20 protein-coding genes are annotated in these 21,955 nt (G+C 68.8%); 13 read left to right on the plus strand and 7 right to left on the minus strand.

Going from position 1 to position 21,955, the window contains the following annotated elements; translation table 11 throughout:
- Nucleotides 1-87 precede the first annotated feature (87 nt).
- From KXR53_RS21375 to KXR53_RS21395, 5 genes are all read right to left on the minus strand, one after another.
- Nucleotides 88-939: a carbohydrate ABC transporter permease gene (locus KXR53_RS21375; RefSeq protein ID WP_437377290.1), complete on the minus strand. Its 852-nt coding sequence runs from the start codon at nt 937-939 to the stop codon at nt 88-90.
- Complete coding sequence (locus KXR53_RS21380) at nt 929-1,867, minus strand: carbohydrate ABC transporter permease (RefSeq protein ID WP_437377291.1); 939 nt, start codon at nt 1,865-1,867, stop codon at nt 929-931. Before KXR53_RS21380 ends, KXR53_RS21375 begins: the two co-directional genes overlap by 11 nt.
- Complete coding sequence (locus KXR53_RS21385) at nt 1,864-3,084, minus strand: ABC transporter substrate-binding protein (RefSeq protein WP_437377292.1); 1,221 nt, start codon at nt 3,082-3,084, stop codon at nt 1,864-1,866. Before KXR53_RS21385 ends, KXR53_RS21380 begins: the two co-directional genes overlap by 4 nt.
- A gap of 67 nt (nt 3,085-3,151) precedes the next feature.
- Complete coding sequence (locus KXR53_RS21390; RefSeq protein WP_437377293.1) at nt 3,152-4,468, minus strand: alpha-L-fucosidase; 1,317 nt, start codon at nt 4,466-4,468, stop codon at nt 3,152-3,154.
- Nucleotides 4,465-5,778 carry an L-fuconate dehydratase gene (locus tag KXR53_RS21395; protein WP_437377294.1) on the minus strand — a complete coding sequence of 438 codons (1,314 nt, stop codon included), beginning with the start codon at nt 5,776-5,778 and terminating at the stop codon, nt 4,465-4,467. The genes KXR53_RS21390 and KXR53_RS21395 overlap by 4 nt, the downstream gene beginning before the upstream one ends.
- Nucleotides 5,779-5,997: 219 nt before the next feature.
- Here KXR53_RS21395 and KXR53_RS21400 point away from each other — a divergent pair, with 219 nt between their 5' ends.
- The 9 genes from KXR53_RS21400 (at nt 5,998) to KXR53_RS21440 (ending at nt 15,060) form a co-directional block, all read left to right on the plus strand.
- Complete coding sequence (locus KXR53_RS21400) at nt 5,998-6,690, plus strand: FadR/GntR family transcriptional regulator (RefSeq protein WP_437377295.1); 693 nt, start codon at nt 5,998-6,000, stop codon at nt 6,688-6,690.
- A 249-nt stretch (nt 6,691-6,939) separates the two neighbouring features.
- Nucleotides 6,940-8,265 carry an MFS transporter gene (locus tag KXR53_RS21405; protein ID WP_437377296.1) on the plus strand — a complete coding sequence of 442 codons (1,326 nt, stop codon included), beginning with the start codon at nt 6,940-6,942 and terminating at the stop codon, nt 8,263-8,265.
- Between the two features lie 83 nt (nt 8,266-8,348).
- Nucleotides 8,349-9,278: a LysR substrate-binding domain-containing protein gene (locus KXR53_RS21410; RefSeq protein WP_437377297.1), complete on the plus strand. Its 930-nt coding sequence runs from the start codon at nt 8,349-8,351 to the stop codon at nt 9,276-9,278.
- A 73-nt stretch (nt 9,279-9,351) separates the two neighbouring features.
- Nucleotides 9,352-10,248, plus strand: a complete 897-nt coding sequence (locus tag KXR53_RS21415) for a LysR family transcriptional regulator (protein ID WP_437377298.1) — start codon at nt 9,352-9,354, stop codon at nt 10,246-10,248.
- A 103-nt stretch (nt 10,249-10,351) separates the two neighbouring features.
- A complete protein-coding gene (locus KXR53_RS21420; RefSeq protein WP_437377299.1) occupies nt 10,352-10,639 on the plus strand; it encodes a YciI family protein in 288 nt (95 codons plus the stop codon).
- A gap of 28 nt (nt 10,640-10,667) precedes the next feature.
- Complete coding sequence (locus KXR53_RS21425) at nt 10,668-11,327, plus strand: DNA-3-methyladenine glycosylase I (RefSeq protein ID WP_437377300.1); 660 nt, start codon at nt 10,668-10,670, stop codon at nt 11,325-11,327.
- Between the two features lie 52 nt (nt 11,328-11,379).
- On the plus strand, nt 11,380-12,318 hold the full coding sequence (gene kdgD / locus KXR53_RS21430; protein WP_437377301.1) for a 5-dehydro-4-deoxyglucarate dehydratase: 939 nt from the start codon (nt 11,380-11,382) through the stop codon (nt 12,316-12,318).
- A gap of 13 nt (nt 12,319-12,331) precedes the next feature.
- On the plus strand, nt 12,332-13,870 hold the full coding sequence (gene garD / locus KXR53_RS21435) for a galactarate dehydratase (RefSeq protein ID WP_437377302.1): 1,539 nt from the start codon (nt 12,332-12,334) through the stop codon (nt 13,868-13,870).
- Between the two features lie 326 nt (nt 13,871-14,196).
- Nucleotides 14,197-15,060: a shikimate dehydrogenase gene (locus KXR53_RS21440; protein WP_437377303.1), complete on the plus strand. Its 864-nt coding sequence runs from the start codon at nt 14,197-14,199 to the stop codon at nt 15,058-15,060.
- Here the strand turns inward: KXR53_RS21440 and KXR53_RS21445 are convergent.
- Entirely contained in the window at nt 15,005-15,802 is a 798-nt protein-coding gene (locus KXR53_RS21445) for a TetR/AcrR family transcriptional regulator (protein WP_437377304.1), read from the minus strand. The genes KXR53_RS21440 and KXR53_RS21445 overlap by 56 nt on opposite strands.
- Before the next feature lie 255 nt (nt 15,803-16,057).
- On the opposite strand from KXR53_RS21445, the gene KXR53_RS21450 reads away from it, so the two are divergent.
- From KXR53_RS21450 to KXR53_RS21465, 4 genes are read left to right on the plus strand one after another with little or no spacing between them, the layout of a single operon-like run.
- Nucleotides 16,058-16,615, plus strand: a complete 558-nt coding sequence (locus KXR53_RS21450; RefSeq protein ID WP_437377305.1) for a TRAP transporter small permease — start codon at nt 16,058-16,060, stop codon at nt 16,613-16,615.
- Nucleotides 16,616-16,618: 3 nt separating this feature from the next.
- The gene (locus tag KXR53_RS21455; RefSeq protein WP_437377306.1) at nt 16,619-17,899 is read left to right on the plus strand and encodes a TRAP transporter large permease subunit; all 1,281 of its coding nucleotides are present in this window, start codon (nt 16,619-16,621) and stop codon (nt 17,897-17,899) included.
- Between the two features lie 44 nt (nt 17,900-17,943).
- Entirely contained in the window at nt 17,944-18,954 is a 1,011-nt protein-coding gene (locus tag KXR53_RS21460) for a TRAP transporter substrate-binding protein (RefSeq protein WP_437377307.1), read from the plus strand.
- A gap of 22 nt (nt 18,955-18,976) precedes the next feature.
- The gene (locus KXR53_RS21465; RefSeq protein ID WP_437377308.1) at nt 18,977-20,863 is read left to right on the plus strand and encodes a bifunctional sugar phosphate isomerase/epimerase/4-hydroxyphenylpyruvate dioxygenase family protein; all 1,887 of its coding nucleotides are present in this window, start codon (nt 18,977-18,979) and stop codon (nt 20,861-20,863) included.
- An 8-nt stretch (nt 20,864-20,871) separates the two neighbouring features.
- Here the strand turns inward: KXR53_RS21465 and KXR53_RS21470 are convergent, their stop codons facing one another.
- Complete coding sequence (locus KXR53_RS21470) at nt 20,872-21,882, minus strand: LacI family DNA-binding transcriptional regulator (protein ID WP_437377309.1); 1,011 nt, start codon at nt 21,880-21,882, stop codon at nt 20,872-20,874.
- Nucleotides 21,883-21,955 lie beyond the last annotated feature (73 nt).

Here is a 21,955-nt window from a genome sequence, read left to right on the forward strand (position 1 = left end):
TCGCTCCCCTTCCCGCCCCTTCTTGTGGCTCGTTCGATGATGCAACTCTAAGTGGGATTTATCAAGTCTAGATCCCACCTAGAGCCCTTATCGCCCGCCAAATCCCGAATTCATGGCGATGCCGCTGAAGATGTAGCGTTGCAGCAGGATGGTCAGGCACAGGCCGGGGATCATCGAGATCGCGGCGCCGGCCATCAGGTAGTTCCACTGCGTGCCCTGCTGGGTCTGGAACATGGTGAGGCCGAGCGGGATGGTCGCGTGCTCGGTGCCGTTCACGATGATCAGCGGCCACAGGAAGCTGTTCCACTGCGCCGTGAAGGTGAACAGGGCCAGGAGGCCCAGGACCGGCAGCGACATCGGCAGGATGATGCTGACCAGGATGCGCAGCCGCGAAGCGCCGTCGCACAAGGCCGCCTCCTCCAGCTCGCGCGGGATGGTCTTGAAGAACTGGCGCAGCATGAAGGTGCCGAAGGAGCCGAAGGCGACCGGCAGGATCAGCGCCTGGAAGGTGTTGACCCAGTCGAGCCTGCTGATCAGCAGGAACAGCGGGATCACCAGCACCGCCTGCGGGATCATCAGCGTCGAGAGATAGGTCAGGAACAGCGTGTCGCGGCCGACGAAGCGCAGCCGGGCGAAGGCGTAGGCGGCGAGGCTGGAGACGGTCAGCACGATCACGGTGACGGCGGCGGAGACCAGCGCGCTGTTCAGGAAGAACCGGCCGAAGGGCAGGTAGACCCAGGCGTCGAGGAAGTTGCCCCATTGCCAGTCGCTGGGCAGCAGGCGCGGCGGCACGGCCAGCACTTCGCCGTTTGGTCGGATCGCGTTGGTCAGCATCCAGAAGAACGGGAACAGGAAGGCCAGCGCCACCAGCGCCATCGCCCCCTGCGAGACCAGAGTGCCGGCGGTGACAGCGCCGGCCGCCTTGGGCCTAGTCGTCATAATGCACCCATTTCCGCTGCAGCCGGAACTGGAGCGCCGTCAGCGCCATGATGATGACGAACATCACCCAGGCGATCGAGGAGGCGTAGCCCATCCGGTAGGTCGTGAAGCCGTTCTGGTAGATGAAGAAGCCGAGCGTCGCGGTGGCGGCGCCGGGTCCGCCGCGGGTCATGGAATAGACCTGGTCGAACACCTGCAGCGCGGTGATCGCGGTCATCACCGTGCCGAAGAACAGGGTCGGCGAGATCAGCGGCAGCTTGATCCGCCAGAAGCGCTGCCAGGCGTTGGCGCCGTCGATCTGGGCGGCGTCGAGATAGGTCTGCGGGATCGATTCCAGCGCCGCGCCGAACAGCAGCAGGTTATAGCCGAAGCCCGACCACAGCGAGACGATGACGATCGCCTGCATCGCCCAGTTCGGATCAACCAGGAGGTTCGGGATCGGCAGGCCGAGGGACTGGACCAGCCAGTCCATCAGCCCGCCCGGGGTGAAGATCAGCAACCAGACCACCGAGGCGCCGATCATCGGCGTGAAGGTCGGCAGGAAGAAGATCAGCCGGAACAGCCGCTTGCCCCAGCGCAGGCTGGAGATCCAGACCGCCATGCCGACCGCCAGCACGATGTTCAGCACCAGATACTCGGCGGTGTAGAAGGCAGTGTTGGCCAGCGCCCGCCAGAAGCTGGGATCGACCTTGAACAGGCGGATGTAGTTGGCCAGGCCGACGAATTTCGGCTCGGTCAGCAGTTGCCAGTTGGTGAAGCTGAGCGCCAGCGACGCGACCAGCGGGAACAGGAGGAAGGCCAGGAAGCCGAGCAGGCTGGGCAGCAGGAACCAGAAGGCGGCCCGCCCCTCCGCCCGGAAGGCGCGGCGCCGCCGTGCCCTGGGAGTGGGCGCCACCCGCGCCGCGAGATCCTGGGCCTGCACGGTCATTCGGCGGCCAGGCCCTGCACGATGTCCAGCACCTCGGCGCCGCTCTGCGACCCGCTATAGGCCAGCGGCGCATACTGCTCCAGCAGCTCGTACACCGTGTTCCAGTTGGCGGTGGTGCGATAGGGCTGCGCGTTCTTCAGCGCGAAGTCGATGGTCTCGCGGGCATTGGCCACGTCCTGCGCCGCGACGTCGTACCAGTAGCCCTGCTGCGCGGTCCGGGCCGGGAAGGCGCGGCCCTGCGAGGCCAGGTACTGCTCCGCCTCCGGACCGGTCAGCACCTGGATCGCCTTCCAGGCCAGGTCCTTGTGCGGGCCGGCCTTGTTGATGCCGAAGCCCGAGCCGGCGCTGAAGGTGATGCTGCCGGCCTTGCCGGCAGGCAACGGCGCCAGCCCGACCGGGAAGTTGGAGGATTTGCGGATGTTGATCATCTCCCACGGGCCGGTGACGTACATGGCGACGGTGCCGGCCAGGAAGCGGCCGCGGGCGATGTCGCCGGACGGCTGGCCGCTGGCCGCGATCACCGGCGCGACCTTCTCCTTGGTCACCAGGTCGACATAGGACTGGAAGGCGGCCTGCAGCTCGGGATCGGCGAAGTTCAGCCCGCCCTCCTCGGTCAGGTACCTGGCCCCGTCGGACAGGGCGAATTCCAGCCAGTCGCTGGCGGTGACGGCGAAGCCGTAATTGCCGTCGCGGGTCAGCGCCTTCGCCGCGGCCAGGAAATCCGCCCGCGTCCAGCCGGATTTTGGCGGCTCGACCCCGTATTTCGTGAACAGGTCGCGGTTGTAGTAGACGACCAGCGGCCCGAAGTCGTAGGGCAGCGCATAGAGATGCCCGCCATAGCTGAGGCCGTCGAGGATCGAGCGGTCGAACTGGCCGAGGTCGAAGCCCTCCTTCACATAGTCGTCGAGCGGCTCGAACAGGGTGCTGAAATTGGACAGGCGCAGCGATTGGATGCTGACGATGTCCGGCAGCGTGTTCGACGCCGCGAGGGTCGGCAGCTTGGTCCAGTAGTCGCGCCAGGGGGAGGTCTGCAGCTCGACCTTGATGTCGGGATACTGGGCGTTGACCAGCCCGGCGACATGCTTCCAGGCCTCGATCTCGGCATCGGTGCCGGCCCACATCTGCCAGGTCAGGGTCACCGGCTCGGCCCGGGCCGGGGCGGCGGACAGCGACACGGCCACCGTCGCCGCGGCCAGGATGGTGCTCAGCGTCTTCATGGCGTTCATCCTCCTGCTGCGGCCGCCTTCTGCCGGGCGGGCGCTTGATGGGCGAGTCCGGACGGGCTCAGCCGTCCTTCAGGAACAGCTCGATCACCGGCACGGTCACGTCGGGGCGGCGCACCGGCAGCTCCAGCGTCAGGGTGCCGGCGGTCAGCGGCACATGGGTGTTGCCGCCGAGCGCGAGATCCTTCGGCTCCAGCCGCTTCACCTCGCTGGCGTCGTGCAGCAGCTGAGCATAGGCGACCTTGCCGCCGAGCCCGTCGAGATGCAGGTGCCGGAACGGCCAGGCGAAGAGATGGACGTAGAGGCGGTTGCCGTTGCGGGTCAGCCGGCAGTCGCGTGGCACCGGGAACTCAGCCCCGGCCGGGCCGCAGCCATAGATGCTGCGGCCGTGCAGATCGAGCCAGCTTCCATAGACCTCGAGCGCCGCCTTGGCGCGGTCGTCGAAGGTGCCGCGGCCGGTCGGGCCGACATTCATCAAGAGGTTGCCGCCCATGGCGACGTTGTCGACCAGCAGCTGAATCAGCTGCTCCGGGCTCTTCCAGCTGGTCTCGTCGCGGTGATAGCCCCAGGAACCCGAGAAGGTGTGGCAGGATTCCCAGGTCACCGCCTGGCCCAGCACCCGCGGCGCCTCCCGCGGCAGGAACTGCTCCGGCGTGGTGATGTCGGGCGGCACGCCCAGCACATCCAGCAGATCGAGCCGGTTGTTCACCAACGCGTCCGGCTGCAGCTCGCGCACCAGCGCCAGCAGCTTCTCGCTCTCCCAGTCCTGATGGCCCTTGCCCGGCAGGCCCTTGTAGGTCCGGTTCGGGTAGGAGAAGTCGAACCACAGGATGTCGATCTTCCCGTAGCCGGTCAGCAGCTCGCGCACCTGGTCGCGCATATAGGCGGCGTAGCGGCGCATGTCGCGGCCCTGGTTCAGCGCCGCCGCCTCGGGGTGGTTGCGCTGCGGGTGGTGGACATCGATGGTGAAGTCCGGGTGGTGCCAGTCGATCAGCGAGTAGTAGAAGCCGACCTTCAGCCCCTCGGCCCGGAACGCCTCGACGAAGGGCTTGATCAGATCCTTGCCGTAAGGGGTGTTGGTCGCCTTGTAGTCGGTGACCTTGCTGTCCCACAGGCAGAAGCCCTCATGGTGCTTGGCGGTCAGCACCACGTATCTCATGCCGGCCCTCTTCGCCCGGGCCGCCCAGTCGCGCGGGTCGTAGAGGTCGGGGTCGAAATGCTCGAAATAGGCCCGGTAGACCTCGTCGCCGATCTCCTCCCGGCTCTTCACCCATTCATGGCGGGCCGGCAGGGCGTAGAGGCCCCAGTGGATGAACATGCCGAAGCGGTCATGGACGAACCAGGCCTTCTTCTCCTCCGGCAGGAAGGGGGCGCTCATGGGCGGGCCTCCTGGTCGTCGCGCCAGGCGCTGCCGTCGGGGAAGCGATGGGCCTGGAGCGAGGCGGGCTTCATGGTGATGGAGTAGCCGGGCGCGGTCGGCGCCCTGTAGCAGCCGTTCTCGATCCGCACCGGGTCGACGAAATGCTCGTGCAGATGGTCGACATATTCGATGAAGCGGCGGTCCTTGCTGCCGCTGACGGCGACAAAGTCCCACATCGACAGGTGCTGCACGTATTCGCACAGGCCGATGCCGCCGGCATGGGGACAGACCGGCACGCCGAACTTGGCCGCCATCAGGATGATGGCCAGGTTCTCGTTCACGCCGCCGACCCTGGCCGCGTCGATCTGGCAGAAGCCGAGGGCCGCGGCCTGCAGGTACTGCTTGAACATCACCCGGTTGTGCACATGCTCCCCGGTCGCGACCCTTGTGCCGTAGCGGCGCAGCACCCGGTCGATCGCGGCATGGCCGAGGATGTCGTCGGGGCTGGTCGGCTCCTCCACCCACAGCGGCTTGAACGGCAGCAGCGCGGTCGACCATTCGATCGCCTGGCCGACATCCCAGACCTGGTTGGCGTCGACCATGAAGGTCAGGTCGTCACCGATCTCGCCGCGCACCAAAGCGGCGCGGGCCAGGTCGGCCTCGCGGTCGGCGCCGACCTTGATCTTGAACGCCTTGAAACCCTGGGCCAGCGCCTCGCGCACCAGGCGACGGATCTTGTCGTCGCTGTAGCCGAGCCAGCCGGCGCTGGTGGTGTAGGCGGGATAGCCCTCGGCCAGCAGCCGCTCGATCCGCGCCGCCTTGCCGGCTTCCTGCTGGCGCAGCAGCTCCACCGCCTCGGCCGGCGTCAGGGCATCGGTGATGTAGCGGAAGTCGATGCAGCGCACCGTCTCCTCGGGCGTCATGTCGGCCAGGACGCGCCACAGCGGCTTGCCCTCGGCCTTGGCCCAGAGGTCCCAGATCGCGTTCAGCATCGCCGCGGTGGCGAGCTGCATCACCCCCTTCTCCGGCCCCAGCCAGCGCAGCTGACTGTCGCCGGTCAGGTGGCGGTAGGTGGCACCCATGTCGCGGGTGAACCCGGCCAGGTCGCGGCCCAGCACCGCCGGCTTCAGCGCCTCGATCGCGGCGCAGACGATGTCGTTGCCGCGGCCGATGGTGAAGGTCAGGCCGTGGCCTTCGAGCCCGCCATCGGTCGAAAGGATCACATAGGCGGCGGAATAGTCGGGGTCGGGATTCATCGCGTCCGACCCGTCCCGCCGCCGCGCGGTCGGGAAACGGATGTCGAGGACGCTGATCCGGTCGATCTTCACGAGTATCTCCGTCCCAGAGCGGCGCGCCATGACGGCGGCGCCGAGCGACGTTCCACGACCGCTTCTTCCGGCGGCTGTCCTGCCGGGCGACGGCAGCCTTGGCATTAGGGCTCCGCTGCGGCTAGGCTGTCAAGTGGTCAGGCCAGTTCAGATGGGATTTAGAATCCGATTGGGATGCCGGCCGGACCGAAGACAGGTCCTTTGCAACGGCAGGGCGCGATGCCCCTACAAGCGGTCGTCAATCGCAAGCTCTACATCCAGATCGCCGAGCAGATCACGGCGCTGATCGAGTCCGGCGAGTTCAGGCCGGGGCAGCAGCTGCCCTCCGAGCGCGACCTGGCGCAGCAGCTGGGCGTCAGCCGCCCGACGGTGCGCGAGGCGCTGATCGCGCTGGAGGTGGCGGGGCTGGTCGAGGTCAAGATCGGGGTCGGCGCCTTCGTCCGCGCCGCCGCCAAACCCGGCCGCCCCCTGCCCGAGGCCGACCATTCGGCGCTGGAGATCATGCAGGCGCGGGCGGTGGTGGAGCCGGAACTGGCGGCGCTGGCGGCCCGCCACATGACCGAGGAAGGACGGGTCGAGCTGGCCGGGATCGTCGCCGCCATGCGCGGCCAGACGGCGCGGCGGGAATGGTCGCAGGAGTCCGACCGGGCCCTGCACCTGCTGATCGCCGAGCATTGCGGCAACCAGGCGCTGAAAGAGATCGCCCAGACCCTGTGGCGCGGCCGCGAGGAGGGGCTGAGCGCCGCCTTTCACCAGCATCTGGCGCGGCAGCCCGCCCTCTTGGACCACATCATGGCCGACCATGACGGCATCGCCGCCGCCATCGCCGCCGGCGATCCGGACCGGGCCCGGGCGGCGATGGCGGCGCATCTCGACTATGTCCAGAAAGAGATGCTGGCGGTGTGGGATTGAAGCTGACATCTCGAAACAGCAGCCCGTCATGGCGAGCCCCGAAGGGGCGTGGCCATCCATATGTGGACGGCCCCCTGGATGGCCACGTCGGCTTCGCCTCCTCGCCATGACGAGGAGGGTCAAACCCGACGACCTTCAATGCCATTCCTGAATGGATCGATGCCCATTCGGAAATAGAAGTGGATCGAACCGGCTCCTAGGGTTCGCCCCGAGAACAGGGCTTTCACAGCCGAATCCGGGAGGAACCCGATGGCCGTCGCCACCGCCGTCGACCGCGTCGCCAGGAGTCGCGTCCGCTATCAGATTCTTCTGATGCTGTTCGCGGTGACGGTGCTCAACTACGCCGACCGCGCCATCATCTCCGTCGCCGGCACCCCGCTGTCCAATGAGTTCGGGATCGACCCGGTGGCGATGGGGTACATCTTCTCGGCCTTCAGCTGGTCCTATGTCGCGGTGCAGGTCCCTGGCGGATGGCTGCTCGACCGCTACGAGACCAAGCGGGTCTACGCCCTCGGCATCATGTTCTGGTCGCTATTCACCTTCCTGCAGGGCTGGGCCGGGTTCTTCGGCGCCGGCGCCGCGGTCGCCCTCCTGTTTCTGTTCCGCCTCGCCGTCGGCCTGTCCGAGGCGCCGTCCTTCCCGGGCAACGCCCGGATCGTCGCCGCCTGGTTCCCGAGCGCCGAGCGCGGCACGGCGTCGGCGATCTTCAACTCGGCCCAGTACTTCGCGCCGGTGATCTTCGCCCCGCTGACCAGCTGGATCGTGCAGGAATACGGCTGGCGCTGGGCCTTCTTCGTCATGGGCGCGCTCGGCATCGTCCTCGTGGTCCTGTGGAACCGGACCATCCACGGGCCGAAGGAGCACCCCTCGGTCACCCGGGCGGAGCTGGAGCATATCGAGCAGGGCGGCGCGCTGATGTCGGTCGGCGGCACCAAGCCGGGCGCCTCCGCCGGGCGGTGGAGCGACGTCAAGCAGCTTCTGGGCAACCGCATGCTGCTCGGCATCTACATCGCGCAGCACTGCATCAATGTGATCACCTATTTCTTCCTGACCTGGTTCCCGATCTACCTGGTCAACGACCGCGGCATGTCGATCCTGAAGGCCGGCTTCGTCGCCTCGCTGCCCGCCCTGTGCGGCTTCATCGGCGGCGTTCTGGGCGGCGTCATTTCCGACCATCTGTACAAGCGCACCGGCTCGCTGACCCTGGCGCGGAAGCTGCCGATCGTCTGCGGCATGCTGCTGTCGATGACGATCATCGGCTGCAACTACGTCGACGACCCGGTGCTGGTGGTCGGGCTGATGGCGCTGGCCTTCTTCGGCAAGGGCATCGGCGCGCTGGGCTGGGCCGTCGTCTCCGACACCTCGCCGAAGGAGATCGCGGGGCTGAGCGGCGGACTGTTCAACATGTTCGGCAACACCGCCGGCATCACCACGCCGATCATCATCGGCTACATCCTGCACGCCACCGGCTCCTTCAACGGCGCGCTGCTGTTCGTCGGCCTCAACGCCTTCATCGCCATGGCCGCCTATCTCTTCGTGGTCGGGGAGATCAAGCGGGTCGAGCTGAAGCGGTGAGAGGGCTGAACCGGCCTCTTCCCTTCCGTCGGCCGCACCGGCCGGGGCAGTATCCGCCAGCAACCGCTGCGGAACGCCCCCTCATGTTCGACCTCAACCAGCTGCGCTGCTTCGTCGCCGTCGCCGAGGAGCTGCATTTCGGCCGCGCCGCCGCCCGGCTGAACATGACCCAGCCGCCGCTGAGCCGGCAGGTGCAGATCCTGGAGCGCATCCTCGACGTCGCCCTGTTCGAGCGCACCAGCCGGTCGGTGCGGCTGACCCCGGCCGGGCAGAGCTTCCTGGTCGAGGCGCGGCGCCTGCTGAAGCAAGCGGAGGGCGCGGCCCTCCTGGCCCGCCGCGTCGCTGCCGGACAGGCCGGCGCGATCGGCATCGGCTTCACTGCCACCTCGGCCTATAGCTGCCTGCCCGACCTGGTCGCCGCCTGCCGCCGCCGGCTGCCCGACGCCACGCTGGTGCTGCGGGAGATGGTTTCGACCGACCAGAGCGAGGCGCTCGCCTCCGGCCAGATCGACGCCGGGCTGCTGCGGCCGCCGGTGGTGCAGGCCGGCACCGACAGCTTCCGCATCGCCGAGGAGCGGCTGATGGCGGCGGTGCCGGAGGACCATCCGCTCGCCGCCGCCCCCAGCCTGTCGCTCCGCGACTTCGCCGGCGAGCCCTTCATCATGTATGCGCCGCATGAGGCGCGCTATTTCCACGACCTGGTGATCGAGCTGTTCGCCCGGTCCGGCCTGCTGCCCGACTACGTCCAGCATCTCAGCCAGATCCATTCGATCCTGGCGCTGGTGCGCTCCGGCCTCGGCCTCTCGATCGTGCCGGAGGCGGCGCTGCAACTGCAGATCCGCGGGGTGACGCTGCGCCCGCTCAACCTCGCGGCGCCGCGGCCGGCGGAGCTCTATATCGCCTGGCGGCAGGACAACGACAATCCGCTGCTGCCCATCATCCTCGATATCGCCCGCGAGATGGCGGAGCAGCACCGGCTGGCCGAACCCAAGGAAAGCGAGGTCGAGGGCTGAAGCCTCCCGCGCCGGCGCGGCCCGCTGTATCCTCGATCACTTTTCGCCACGACCTCGGCCAGACCGCCCTCCCATGGCTTCGCAGCCGGCCCTTCTGAACTGGGACGATCTTCGCCTCGTGCTGGCGGTCGCCGAGAGCGGCACCATCTCCGGCGCCGCGGCCGTCCTGCGCATCAGCCACCCCACGCTGTCGCGGCGGCTGCGGCACATCGAACAGCGGCTCGGCGCACGCCTGTTCGAGCGCACGCCCTCGCTGTGCCGGCCGACCGAGGCGGGCGAGGAGATGAGAGCTCTGGCCAGCCGGCTGCGGGAGGATATCGCGGCGCTGGAGGGGCGGATCGCCGGACGGGACCGGAGCACGAGCGGCCCGGTGCGGCTGACGGCGCCCGACGCCGTGGCGGACTATCTCCTGCCCGGGATGTTGGCCGACATCTGCCGGGATGCGCCGGAACTGACCCTGGAGCTCGTGGTCTCCAACCAGGTGCTGTCGCTGGCGCAGCGCTCCGCCGACATCGCCCTGCGCGTCACCGATTCCCCGGATCCGGCGCTGCGCGGGCGGCGCGTGGGGACCGTGGCCGCGGCCGTTTATGCCGAAATGTCGCTGGCCGAGGCCTATCACCGGGCCGACGATCGGCCGTGGGTCGGCTTCGACGCCGCGCTGGCCTGCACCAAGCTCGGCACCTGGGTCGCGGCGCATGCGCCCGACGGCGGCATCCGCTTCCGCGCCAACACGCTGCTCGGCGCCGCCCGGGCCGTCCGCTCCGGCATCGGCTTCGGCGTCCTGCCCTGCTTTGTCGGCGGCAGCATTCCGGAGCTGGCGCAAGTGGAGCGGCCGATTCCGGCCCTGGACCAGGGCCTGTGGCTGCTGGTCCATCCGGAGATCGCCCGGGTTCCCCGGGTGCGGGCCGCGTGCGACGCCCTCGCCCGCAGGTTGAAGGCAGCGGCGCCTCTGCTGTCGGGCGAAGGATAGGCCGATCAAAAATTCTTTCAGCACCCTGTGCAGGAATTTCGAGTGGGAACGCGGCCCCGAACGGCCAAGATCCGACCCGGGATATCAACAGGGGCAAAAACCGATGTTCGTGGTCCTTCTCAGGTTTTCGGACAACAGGGACAAGGCCGGCCAGTTCATGCAGGGCCACAATGAGTGGCTGCAGCGCGGCTTCGACGACGGCGTGTTCCTGCTGGCGGGCAGCCTGCAGCCGCGGCTGGGCGGCGGCATCCTGGCGCACAGCACGAGCCGGCCGGAGTTGCAGGACCGGGTGGATGCCGATCCGTTCGTGGCCGAGGGCGTGGTGACAGCCGAGATCCTGGAGCTCTCCCCCTCCAGGGCCGATGCGCGGCTGGATTTTCTGCTCGCCTGAGCGCTTTCCTGTCCGGAGGGGCTGAACGATGAGCATGACGATCGCCGGGCCGGACGGGAGGCCGCGCTGCCGATGGTGCGGCGCCGCGCCGGAGTTCCTGGCCTATCACGACACCGAATGGGGCTTTCCGGTCGCGGACGACCATCGCCTGTTCGAGAAGCTGTGCCTGGAGGGCTTTCAGTCCGGGCTGAGCTGGCGCACCATCCTGGCCAAGCGCGAGAATTTCCGGGCAGCCTTCCACGGCTTCGATTTCGACAGGGTGGCGCGCTTCACCGAACGCGATGTCGAGCGCCTGCTCCGGGACGACGGAATCGTCCGCCATCGCGGCAAGATCGAGGCGGTGATCAACAACGCACGGCGGGCCCGCGAGTTGGTCGAGCGGGAGGGCTCGCTGGCCGCCTTCCTCTGGCGCTACGAGCCGGACCCGAAGCGCTCCGCGGAGCCGCAGACCGCCTCCACCTCAGCGGAGTCCATCGCCCTCTCGAAGGATCTGAAGAAGCGGGGCTGGGCCTTCGTCGGCCCGACCACGGTCTACGCCTTCATGCAGGCGATGGGGCTGATCAACGATCACGCCGCCGACTGCGTGATCCGGGTCGAGGTCGAGCGCGCGCGTCGGACCTTCAGACGTCCGGCATCCGATACTCAATCCGCATCGATCGATCCAGCAATTGGGTTGGAAGGGAATTGATCCGGACGCTAGAACGACATCGAATTCAATATCGACGCCGGGAGGATGATTCATGGCCAAGATGACCCCGAACGAGATGGCGCAGCGCCTCGGCTCCGGCCTGCTGTCCTTCCCGGTCACCCCCTTCGACCGCAACAACGCCTTCGACGCCGAGCGCTACCGCTCGAACCTCGACTGGCTGTGCGGTTACGATGTCGCCGGGCTGTTCGCCGCCGGCGGCACCGGGGAGTTCTTCTCTTTGACCCCGTCCGAGGTCGAGACCGTGGTCGCCACGGCGGTGGCGGAGACCCGCGGCCGGGTGCCGGTGATCGCCGGCGCGGGCTACGGCACCGCGATCGCACGGGAAATGGCGGCCGCGGCCGAACGGGCCGGCGCCGACGGCATCCTGCTGCTGCCGCCCTATCTCGTCCATTCCGAGCAGGAAGGGCTGGCGGCCCATATCGAGGCGGTCTGCGCCGCCACCAAGCTCGGCGTCATCGTCTACAACCGCGACAACGCGATCGTCACCGACGAGACCCTGGCGCGGCTGTGCGAGCGCCGCCCGAACCTGGTCGGCTACAAGGACGGGATCGGCGATATCGAGCTGATGACGCGGGTCTATTCCCGCATGGGCGATCGCCTGACCTATATCGGCGGCCTGCCGACGGCCGAGACCTTCGCCCTGCCCTATCTGGAGATGGGCGTCACCACCTATTCCTCGGCCGTCTTCAACTTCGTGCCGGAGTTCTCGACCAAGTTCTACGCCGCTGTGCGCCGCCGTGACCGCGAGACGGTGCAGGCGGGGCTGCGCGACTTCATCCTGCCGCTGATCGCGATCCGCAACCGCCGCAAGGGCTATGCGGTGTCGATCATCAAGGCCGGGATGCGGGTGATCGGGCGGGATTCCGGCCCGGTCCGCTCGCCGCTCGTGGACCTGACCGAGGCCGAGACCGAGCAGCTGGCTGCGCTGGTCAAGGGCCTGGCGCAGAGCCGCTTCGCCGCCGCGGCCTGACGGGAGGGCGCCGATGCCGGAGCCAGGAACGGCCCACGCCGAAACACCCCGCACCATCCGGCTGCACGAGGCCGACAACGTCGCCATCGTGGTCAATTCCTTCGGCCTGCCGGAGGGCACCCGCCTTCCGGACGGCCCGACCCTGCGGCAGTTCGTGCCGCAGGGCCACAAGGTGGCCCTGGCCGACATTCCCGAGGGCGCCGAGATCCGGCGCTACGGGGAGGTGATCGGCCGCGCCGCCCGGCCGCTCCGGACCGGCGACTGGGTCGAGGAAGCGGCGGTGCTGGTCCCGGCCGCGCCCGCGCTCGACCGGCTGGAGCTGGCGACCCGGCCGCCGGCGCCGCTGCCGCCGCTCGAAGGCTACACCTTCGAGGGCTTCCGCAATCCGGACGGGTCGGTCGGCACCAAGAACGTGCTGGCGATCAGTACCAGCGTGCAATGCGTGGCCGGGACGCTGGATTTCGCGGTGAAGCGGATCAAGGAGCAGCTGCTGCCCCGCTTCCCGAACGTCGACGACGTGGTGGCGCTGAACCATAGCTACGGCTGCGGCGTCGCCATCAACGCGCCCGAGGCGGTGGTGCCGATCCGCACCCTGCAGAACCTGGCGCTGAACCCGAATTTCGGCGGCGAGGTGATGATCGTCGGCCTGGGCTGCGAGAAGCTGCAGCCCGAGCGGCTGATGCCCGACGGCATGCCTCCGGGCATTGTCCGGCTGCAGGAGGAGGCCGGCTTCGGCGCCATGGTCGATTCGATCCTGGCGATGGCCGAGGCGCGGCTCGAGATCCTGAACCGTCGCCGCCGCGAGACCTGCCCGGTCTCCGACCTCGTGGTCGGGGTGCAGTGCGGCGGCAGCGACGCCTTCTCCGGCGTCACCGCCAATCCAGCAGTCGGCTTCGCCGCCGACCTCTTGGTCCGCGCCGGCGCCACGGTGATGTTCTCCGAGGTCACCGAGGTGCGCGACGCCATCCATCTGCTGACGCCGCGGGCTGCGACCGAGGAGGTCGGCCGCGCTTTGATCCGCGAGATGGCCTGGTACGACGAATACCTCGCCCGCGGCCAGGCCGACCGCAGCGCCAACCCCTCGCCCGGCAACAAGAAGGGCGGCCTGGCCAATGTCGTCGAGAAGGCGCTGGGCTCGGTGGTGAAGTCGGGCACGAGCGCGATCGTCGACGTGCTGGCCCCCGGCGAGCGGGTGCGGAAGAAAGGCCTGGTCTTCGCCGCCACCCCGGCCAGCGACTTCGTCTGCGGCACGCTGCAGCTGGCTTCGGGCATGACGCTGCAGGTGTTCACCACCGGCCGCGGCACGCCCTACGGCCTGGCCGCGGCGCCGGTGATCAAGATGTCGACCCGGACCGACCTGGCGCAGCGCTGGTCCGACCTGATCGACCTCGACGCCGGGCGGATCGCCAGCGGCGAGGCGACGATCGAGCAGGTCGGCTGGGACCTGTTCCATCTGATCCTCGACGTCGCCAGCGGCCGGGCCAAGCCCTGGTCCGACCGCTGGGGCCTGTTCAACGCCCTGACCCTGTTCAATCCGGCGCCGGTGACCTGATACCGACGAACCCCCGAAGGGTCGTCATCCCGTGCGCGCCGCGGCGCGAAGTGCCGCGGTGCAGACACGGGATCTCCGCACTGTCATCGAAGAGATCCCGGTTCTGCGGCGCATCACTCCGTGCTGCGCCGCGCCCGGGATGACGGCATGACAAAGAAATCCCATCCGGGCCCGGCCGATCTCACGATTGACTTGAACGTACCAGTTCGTACATTTTCAAAAACTGGGAAGACACCGGCACAGGCGGGAACCATGGATCGTCCGAGACGCACCGCGCGTCCTTGCGGAGTCATCATGTTCGGGCGGTTCGGCGCCGACACCCACCCATGACCCATATCCGCCCGGCCACCATCCGCGTCGGCCTGATCGGCGCCGGCATCCAGGCGTCGCGGACCCCGGCCCTGCACATGCGCGAGGGCGCCGAACAAGGGCTGCGCTACGAGTACGAGCTGATCGACCTGGAGGTGATCGGCCGCGGGGTCGAGGCCCTGCCCGAGCTGGTCGCGGCGGCGGAGCGGCGCGGCTTCGCCGGGCTCAACGTCACTCATCCCTGCAAGCAGGCGGTGATCCCGCTGCTGCACGCGCTGTCCGACGACGCGCGGGCGCTGGGCGCCGTCAACACGGTCGTGTTCGCGGATGGCCGGCGGATCGGCCACAACACCGACTGGTGGGGCTTCGCCGAGAGCTTCCGGCGCGGCCTGCCGGATGTCCGCAAGGACCGTGCGGTCCAGCTCGGCGCCGGCGGTGCGGGGGCGGCGGTGGCCCACGCCGCACTCACCCTCGGGATCGGCGAACTGGCGATCTTCGATGTCGACCAAGGCCGGGCCGAGGCCATGGCCGCCGGCCTTTCCGCCCGGTTCGGGACGGGCCGCGCCGTGGCGGGCACGGACCTGGCCGCCGCCATGGCGAGAGCGGACGGGCTGATCCACGCCACCCCGACCGGGATGGCGAAATATCCCGGCCTGCCGCTGCCGGCCGAGCTGATCAAGCCCCGGCACTGGGTCGCCGAGATCGTCTACTTCCCGCTCGAGACCGAGCTGCTGCGCGTCGCCCGCGCCCGCGGCTGCCGGACCCTGGACGGCGGCGGCATGGCGGTGTTCCAGGCGGTCGAGGCGTTCCGGCTGTTCACCGGCATCACGCCGGACGCCGAGCGGATGACCCGGCACTTCGCTTCGCTCGGACCGGGCTAGAGGCCTCTCCGGCCGGAGCGACCTCCGCCGCCTCCGCCCCGCCCTGCAGCAGGCGGATGACGGCGTCGCCGATTATCCGCCGATGCGTCTCCCGCAGCCCCGGTTCCGACAGGTCGCGGCGGAAGATGGTGCCGAAGGTGTGGCGGTTGGAGATGCGGAAGAAGCAGAAGGCGCTGATCAGCATGTGCAGGTCGACCGGGTCGATCTCGGCCCGGAACACGCCCGCCTTCCGACCACGCTCCTGGATCGAGGCGATGGTCTGGATGATGCCGAGATTGGCGCTGCGGATCGAGGCGGTGCGCTGCAGGTGCTCGGCCCGGTGGATGTTCTCGATGCTGACTAGGCGGATGAAATCGGGATGCGCCTCGTCATAGTCGAAGGTGAACTCGGCCAGCCGCCGCATCGCCTCCTCCGGCGGCAGGTCCTCAAGATGCAGCTCGGCCTCGGCCGCCCGAATATCGGCATAGGCCTTCTCCAGCACCGCGAGGTACAGCCCCTCCTTGCCACCGAAATAGTAGTAGATCATGCGCTTGGAGGTGCGCGTGCGCTCCGCGATCGCGTCGACGCGCGCCCCGCTGAGCCCGTAGGTCGCGAACTCCTCGGTCGCGACCTCGAGAATGTCCTGCCTAGTGCGCTCGGGATCGTTCTTGCGGGTGGTCTTCCGCTCCGCCGCGCCCGATCTGGTCCTGCCCGCCATCGCCTGGCCCGTCTCCCGCACCGATGCCGCCCGATCGGCGGACATGCCTCTACTTCTCCGGAACTTCATGGCCGCGAACAAGCGGTTTCAAACCGCCTCCCCTCCCGTCATTGCGAGGAGGCGAAGCCGACGAAGCAATCCAAGGCCGGTACGAGTGGCCTGGATTGCTTCGCTGCGCTCGCAATGACGACAGGGCACAGCCGAAGGCTTGACTATACGTACCAGTTCGTACATTTCTGAGAAAGAAGAATTCGGAACCGACGAAGCCGCGGCCGGCGGCCATCACAGGGAGAGCGCCCGATGCGTCTTGTCGTCGACTCCTACTTCGCCCTGCTGAGGTTGCTGATCGCCCTTCTCCTCGCCGGGATGGTGGTGCTGGTCTTCGGCAACGTCGTGCTGCGCTACGCCTTCAACCTGGGGCTGACCGCGTCGGAGGAGCTGTCGCGGCTGTTCTTCGTCTGGCTGATCTTCCTCGGCGCCGTGGTCACCTTGCGCGAGCGCGGGCATATCGGCATCGACACGCTGCTGCGCCGCCTGCCACGGCCGGCGGCCAAGGCCTGCCTCGCCCTCTCCGGCGCGCTGGCGCTGCTGGCGATCTGGCTGCTGCTGAAGGGCAGCATCGAGCAGGCGGCGATCAACCTCGGCGTCGCCTCGCCGGCCGTGGGCTATCCGATGGCGTTGCTGTACGGCGCCGGCATCGCCTTCGCGGTGCCGGCCGCGCTGATCATCCTGGCCGACCTCGCCCGCCTGATCCTCGGCCGGGCCGGGCCCGAAGAGCTGATCCTGGTCCGCGACTCCGAGGAGCTCGCCGCCCTCGATGCCCCCTCCCCCGCCCCGCACGCCGCGCGGAAGGGCTGAGCCGTGGTCGTCGCCGTCTTCCTGTCGTCGCTGCTCGGCACCATGGCGATCGGCATGCCGATCGCCTTTGCCCTGATCCTCAGCGGCGTCGCGCTGATGATCCATCTCGGCCTGTTTGACTCCCAGATCGTCGCCCAGAACGTCATCAACGGCGCCGACAGCTTCCCGCTGATGGCCGTGCCCTTCTTCCTCCTGGCCGGCGAGGTGATGAATGCCGGCGGCCTGTCGCGCCGCATCGTCGACCTCGCCATGGCCCTGGTCGGCCATATCCGCGGCGGGCTCGGCTTCGTCGTCATCCTGGCCGCCTGCCTGATCGCCAGCCTGTCGGGCTCGGCCGTCGCCGACGCCGCGGCGCTCGGCGCCCTCCTGATGCCGATGATGCTGAAGTCGGGCCACGGCGCCGGCCGGTCCGGCGGGCTGATCGCCTCGGCCGCGATCATCGGACCGATTATCCCGCCCAGCATCGGTTTCGTGCTGTTCGGCGTCATCGGCGGCGTCTCGATCACCAAGCTGTTCCTGGCCGGGATCGCGCCCGGCCTGATGATCGCCCTCGCCCTCTGCGTCGCCTGGCTGCTGGTGATCCGGCACGAGCCCGTCGCCCTGCCGCCCCGCCGCAGCGGGCGCGAGCGCCTGCGCGCCTTCGCCGACAGCCTGTGGGCGCTGTTCCTGCCGGTGATCATCGTCGTCGGGCTGAAATTCGGCGTGTTCACGCCCACCGAGGCGGGCGTCGTGGCCGCGGTCTATTCCCTGTTCGTGGCCATGGTGGTCTATCGCGAGCTGGGGCCCGGACAGCTGTTCGACGTGTTCGTCTCGGCCGCCAAGACCACCAGCGTGGTGATGTTCCTGGTGGCCGCCGCCGGCGTCTCCGCCTGGCTGATCACCGTCGCCGACCTGCCGGGCCAGCTGGCCGCGATGCTCGACCCGTTCATGGACAGCCCGACACTGCTGATGGCGGTGATCATGCTGCTGGTCGTGGCCGTCGGCACCGCCATGGACATGACCCCGACCATCCTGATCCTGACGCCGGTCTTGATGCCGGTGATCAAGCAGGCGGGCATCGACCCGGTCTATTTCGGCGTGCTGTTCATCATCAACAACTCGATCGGCCTGATCACCCCGCCGGTCGGCACCGTGCTGAACGTCGTCTGCGGCGTGTCGAAGCTGACCATGGAGGAGCTGATGAAGGGCGTCTGGCCCTTCCTCCTGGCCCAGCTGGCGGTGCTGGCCCTGCTGATCCTGTTCCCGGAGCTGGTGACGGTTCCGGCCAAGTGGCTGGCCCGATGACCGGGCCGACGGAAGACAACCAAAGAAAGATTGGGAGGATCACCATGTCCAGGACCCTGACCGGCCTGATCGCCGCGCTGTCGGCCGCGCTGGTGCTGGCCCCGGCGGCGCGGGCCGAGATCCGCGAGCAGCACATCAAATTCGCGGCGGCGAACAGCAAGGGCCATCCTCAGGTCACGGGCATGGAGAAGTTCGCCGCCATCGTCGCCGAGAAGAGCGGCGGCAAGATCACGGTGCAGCTGTTCCCCGGCGGCACGCTGGGCGGCGACGTGCAGACCCTGTCGGGGCTGCAGGGCGGCATCGTCGAGATGACGGTGATGAATGCCGGTATCCTGGCCGGAAACGCCCCGGCCTTCGGCGCGGTCGACCTGCCCTTCCTGTTCGACAGGCCGCAGGAGGCCGACGCGGTGATGGACGGCCCGTTCGGCGACCATCTGCTGCAGCTGCTGCCCGAGAAGGGGCTGGTCGGCCTGGCCTATTGGGAGCTGGGGTTCCGCAACCTGACCAACAACCGCCACCCGGTGGCGAAGGTCGAGGACATCAAGGGGCTGAAGATCCGCACCATCCAGTCGCCGATCCCGATCGCGCTGTTCAACGCGCTCGGCGCCAATGCCGTGCCGATGCCCTATCCCGAGCTGTACGGCGCGCTGGAGACCGGCACCGTCGACGGCCAGGAGAACCCGTCGGCCAACATCCTGAACGCCAAGTTCTACGAGGTGCAGAAATACCTGACCCTGACCCGCCACCAGTACAACCCGCAGATCGTCCTGGTCAGCAAGACGTTCTGGGACAAGCTGAACGACGAGGAGCGGGCGGTGCTGCAGTCGGCCGCGACCGAGGCGCGGGACTATCAGCGCCAGGTGTCGCGCGAGGCGGATTCCAAGGCGCTGGACGAGATCCGCGCCAACGGCATGGAGGTCACCGAGCTGCCGCCCGAGGAGGTGGCGAAGCTGCGCGCCGCCACCGCGCCGGTGGTCGAGGAGTTCCGCCCCAAGATCGGCGCGGACACCGTGGCGCTGCTGCAGGCCGAGTTGGACAAGCTGCGGAAGAAATGATCCGCGCCGGGAGGTCTGTCCGATGAAGACGTCGATCGCGACCGTATCCCTGAGCGGCGACCTGCGCGACAAGCTGGAGGCCATCGCCGCCGCCGGCTTCGACGGCGTCGAGATCTTCGAGAACGACTTCCTGTCCTTCGACGCGACCCCACGCGAGGTCGGCCGCATGGTGCGCGACGCCGGCCTTGTCGTGACCACCTTCCAGCCCTTCCGCGACTTCGAGGGCATGCCCGAGCCGCAGCGCACCCGCGTGTTCGACCGGGCCGAGCGGAAATTCGACCTGATGGGCGAGCTGGGCGCCGAGCTGCTGCTCGTCTGCTCCAACATCTCGCCGGCGGCGCTGGGCGGCATCGACCGCGCCGCGGCGGATTTCCGCGAGCTGGGCGAGCGGGCGGCGAAGCACGGCCTCAAAGTCGGTTTCGAGGCGCTGGCCTGGGGCCGGCACGTCAACGACCACCGCGACGCCTGGGAGATCGTGCGCCGCGCCGACCACCCGAACATCGGGCTGATCCTCGACAGCTTCCACACCCTCGCGCGCGGCATCGATCCGGACAGCATCCGCGCCATCCCGGCCGACAGGATCTTCCTGGTGCAGCTGGCCGATGCGCCGCGGCTGGAGATGGACCTTCTGTCCTGGAGCCGGCATTTCCGCAACCTGCCGGGCCAGGGCGACCTGCCGGTGACCGCCTTCACCGAGGCGGTGGCGGCGACCGGCTATGACGGCGTCTACTCGCTGGAGATCTTCAACGACCATTTTCGGGCCGGGTCGGCGCGGTCGGTCGCGATCGACGGCCGCCGCTCGCTGCTGCAGCTGGCCGACACGCTGGAGCGGCGCAAGCCCGCCGCCGAGCGGACCCGGCCGCTGCTGCCGGAGCGCGCCCGGTGCCTGGGCGTCGAGTTCGTCGAATTCGCCGTCGACGAGGCCGCCGCGATCGAGCTGGAGGCGCTGTTCGCCGGTCTCGGCTTCGCCCGGCGCGGCCGGCACCGGTCGAAGGACGTGACCCTATGGTCGCAGGGTGGGATCAACCTCCTCGTCAACCGCGAGAAGGAGGGCTATGCCCATGCCGCCTATATCATGCACGGCCCCGCCGCCTGCGCCATCTGCCTCAGGGTCGATGATGCCAGGGCAGCAACCGCACGGGCCCAGGCCCTGCTGGCGACGGGCTTCCGCCAAGCGGTGGGCCCGGGCGAGCTGGAGATCCCGGCGATCCGCGGCGTCGGCGGCAGCCTGATCTATCTCGACGACCCCGGCAGCGACCTGGCGCGATGGCGGGAGATCGACTTCCTCCCGGTCGAGGACGGCGCGGCGCCGGAAGGCGGCCTCTCGCGCATCGACCACCTGTCGCAGTCGATGCAGTATGACGAGATGCTCTCCTGGCTGCTGTTCTACAGCTCGATCTTCGATCTTGCGAAGACGCCGGAGCTGGAGATCCCGGACCCGGCCGGGCTGGTCCGCAGCCAGGTGGTGCAGAACGCCGAGGGCACGCTGCGGATCGTGCTGAACGCCTCGCAGAGCCAGCGCACCCTGTCGGCGCGCTTCCTGTCGGAGTTCTTCGGCTCCGGCATCCAGCACATCGCGCTGGAGACCGACGACATCTTCGCCGCCGCCGCTCGCATGCGGCAGGGCGGCGTGACGTTCCTGCCGATCCCGGCCAATTACTACGACGACATCGAAGCCCGCTTCGGGCTGGAGCCGCAGCTGGTCGGCCGGCTGCGCGGCACCGGCATCCTGTACGACCGCGACAATGGCGGCGAATTCTTCCAGCTCTACACGACCAGCTTCGCCGACCGCTTCTTCTTCGAAATCGTGCAGCGCCGGGACTATGCCGGCTTCGGCGCCGCCAATGCGCCGATCCGCCTGGCCGCGCAGACGCGCCTCGCGCCCGACGTCACCATGCCCAGGCGCTGAAACGCCGGTCAGCCGATCACCCGGCAGGAGTCCCGCACCACGAGCTGCGGCGCGAACACATGATGCGCCGGCTCGGCCGGCGGCGTGCCGCCGAGGCGGGCCAAGAGGCAGTCCACCGCCCGGGCGCCGATCGCCTGCACCGGCTGCACCACCGCGGTCAGCCGCGGCGAGAAGGCGGTGGCCCATTCGAAATCGTCGATGGCAGCGACCGAGACGTCCTGCGGGCAGCGGAAACCCTGTTCGGCGATCGCCCGCATCACCCCGATCGTGGTCAGGTTGCTGGTCGAGAAGATCGCGGTCGGCCGCGGCCGGCGGTGCAGCAGCGCCACCGTCGCTTCGATCGCGGCTTCGATGCGGAAGTCGCCGCAGGCGGCGAGGTCCTCGGTGAAGCCGATCCCCGCCTCGGCCAGCGCCTCGCGATAACCCTCGAAACGCTCGGTCGAGATCGAGATCCCCGGCCGGCCGGTGACGATGCCGATGCGGCGGTGGCCGCTGCGGATCAGGTATTCGACCGCCATGCGCGCCGCGACGCGGTTGTCGAGCGTCACCGAATCGAAATCGGCCAGCCCTCGCAGCGTGCGGTCGACCAGCACCGCCGGCACGGCGACGAGGCGCCGGATCGCCCCGGCATCGCCGGGCTCGACCCCGCTCAGCACCAGGATCAGCCCGTCGGCGCGCTGGGTGCGCATCAGCCGCAGATGCCGCAGCTCCTTCTCCGGGTCGTCGGCGGTGGCGCACAGCACCAGCGCGTAGCCGGCGGCGTCGCAGGCCCGCTCGATCGCGCTGGCCAGCGCGGCGAAGAGCGGGTTGGTGATGTCCGGGATGATGAGGCCGATGGTGCGGGTGCGGCCGGTCTTCAGGCTGCGCGCCACCCCATCCGGGGCATAGCCCAGCTCCTCGATCGCATCCATCACCCGCTGGCGCAGCGCCGTGCTAACCGGCGCCGTCCGGTTGATCACCGCGGAGACCGAGCCGATTGAGACCCCGGCCCGGTTCGCCACGTCCCGCAATGTCGCCATGATCCCCGAAGCCGTTGCCAAGCCGCGGATCGGATGATAGCCTTTCTGAAACGTTTCAACAACAAGGCGGCAG

Source organism: Inquilinus limosus (assembly GCF_051487185.1).
GTDB lineage: Bacteria > Pseudomonadota > Alphaproteobacteria > DSM-16000 > Inquilinaceae > Inquilinus > Inquilinus limosus_F.

Bases quoted from the DNA above. Each gene is read 5' to 3' on its own strand.
- KXR53_RS21460 (WP_437377307.1), top strand. From the start codon at position 17,944: ATGTCCAGGACCCTGACCGGCCTGATCGCCGCGCTGTCGGCCGCGCTG.
- garD (WP_437377302.1), top strand. From the start codon at position 12,332: ATGCCGGAGCCAGGAACGGCCCACGCCGAAACACCCCGCACCATCCGG.
- KXR53_RS21390 (WP_437377293.1), bottom strand. From the start codon at position 4,468: ATGAGCGCCCCCTTCCTGCCGGAGGAGAAGAAGGCCTGGTTCGTCCAT.
- KXR53_RS21425 (WP_437377300.1), top strand. From the start codon at position 10,668: ATGAGCATGACGATCGCCGGGCCGGACGGGAGGCCGCGCTGCCGATGG.
- KXR53_RS21450 (WP_437377305.1), top strand. From the start codon at position 16,058: ATGCGTCTTGTCGTCGACTCCTACTTCGCCCTGCTGAGGTTGCTGATC.
- KXR53_RS21465 (WP_437377308.1), top strand. From the start codon at position 18,977: ATGAAGACGTCGATCGCGACCGTATCCCTGAGCGGCGACCTGCGCGAC.
- KXR53_RS21445 (WP_437377304.1), bottom strand. From the start codon at position 15,802: ATGTCCGCCGATCGGGCGGCATCGGTGCGGGAGACGGGCCAGGCGATG.
- KXR53_RS21415 (WP_437377298.1), top strand. From the start codon at position 9,352: ATGGCTTCGCAGCCGGCCCTTCTGAACTGGGACGATCTTCGCCTCGTG.
- KXR53_RS21410 (WP_437377297.1), top strand. From the start codon at position 8,349: ATGTTCGACCTCAACCAGCTGCGCTGCTTCGTCGCCGTCGCCGAGGAG.
- kdgD (WP_437377301.1), top strand. From the start codon at position 11,380: ATGGCCAAGATGACCCCGAACGAGATGGCGCAGCGCCTCGGCTCCGGC.
- KXR53_RS21405 (WP_437377296.1), top strand. From the start codon at position 6,940: ATGGCCGTCGCCACCGCCGTCGACCGCGTCGCCAGGAGTCGCGTCCGC.
- KXR53_RS21440 (WP_437377303.1), top strand. From the start codon at position 14,197: ATGACCCATATCCGCCCGGCCACCATCCGCGTCGGCCTGATCGGCGCC.
- KXR53_RS21385 (WP_437377292.1), bottom strand. From the start codon at position 3,084: ATGAAGACGCTGAGCACCATCCTGGCCGCGGCGACGGTGGCCGTGTCG.
- KXR53_RS21400 (WP_437377295.1), top strand. From the start codon at position 5,998: ATGCCCCTACAAGCGGTCGTCAATCGCAAGCTCTACATCCAGATCGCC.
- KXR53_RS21420 (WP_437377299.1), top strand. From the start codon at position 10,352: ATGTTCGTGGTCCTTCTCAGGTTTTCGGACAACAGGGACAAGGCCGGC.
- KXR53_RS21380 (WP_437377291.1), bottom strand. From the start codon at position 1,867: ATGACCGTGCAGGCCCAGGATCTCGCGGCGCGGGTGGCGCCCACTCCC.
- KXR53_RS21375 (WP_437377290.1), bottom strand. From the start codon at position 939: ATGACGACTAGGCCCAAGGCGGCCGGCGCTGTCACCGCCGGCACTCTG.
- KXR53_RS21470 (WP_437377309.1), bottom strand. From the start codon at position 21,882: ATGGCGACATTGCGGGACGTGGCGAACCGGGCCGGGGTCTCAATCGGC.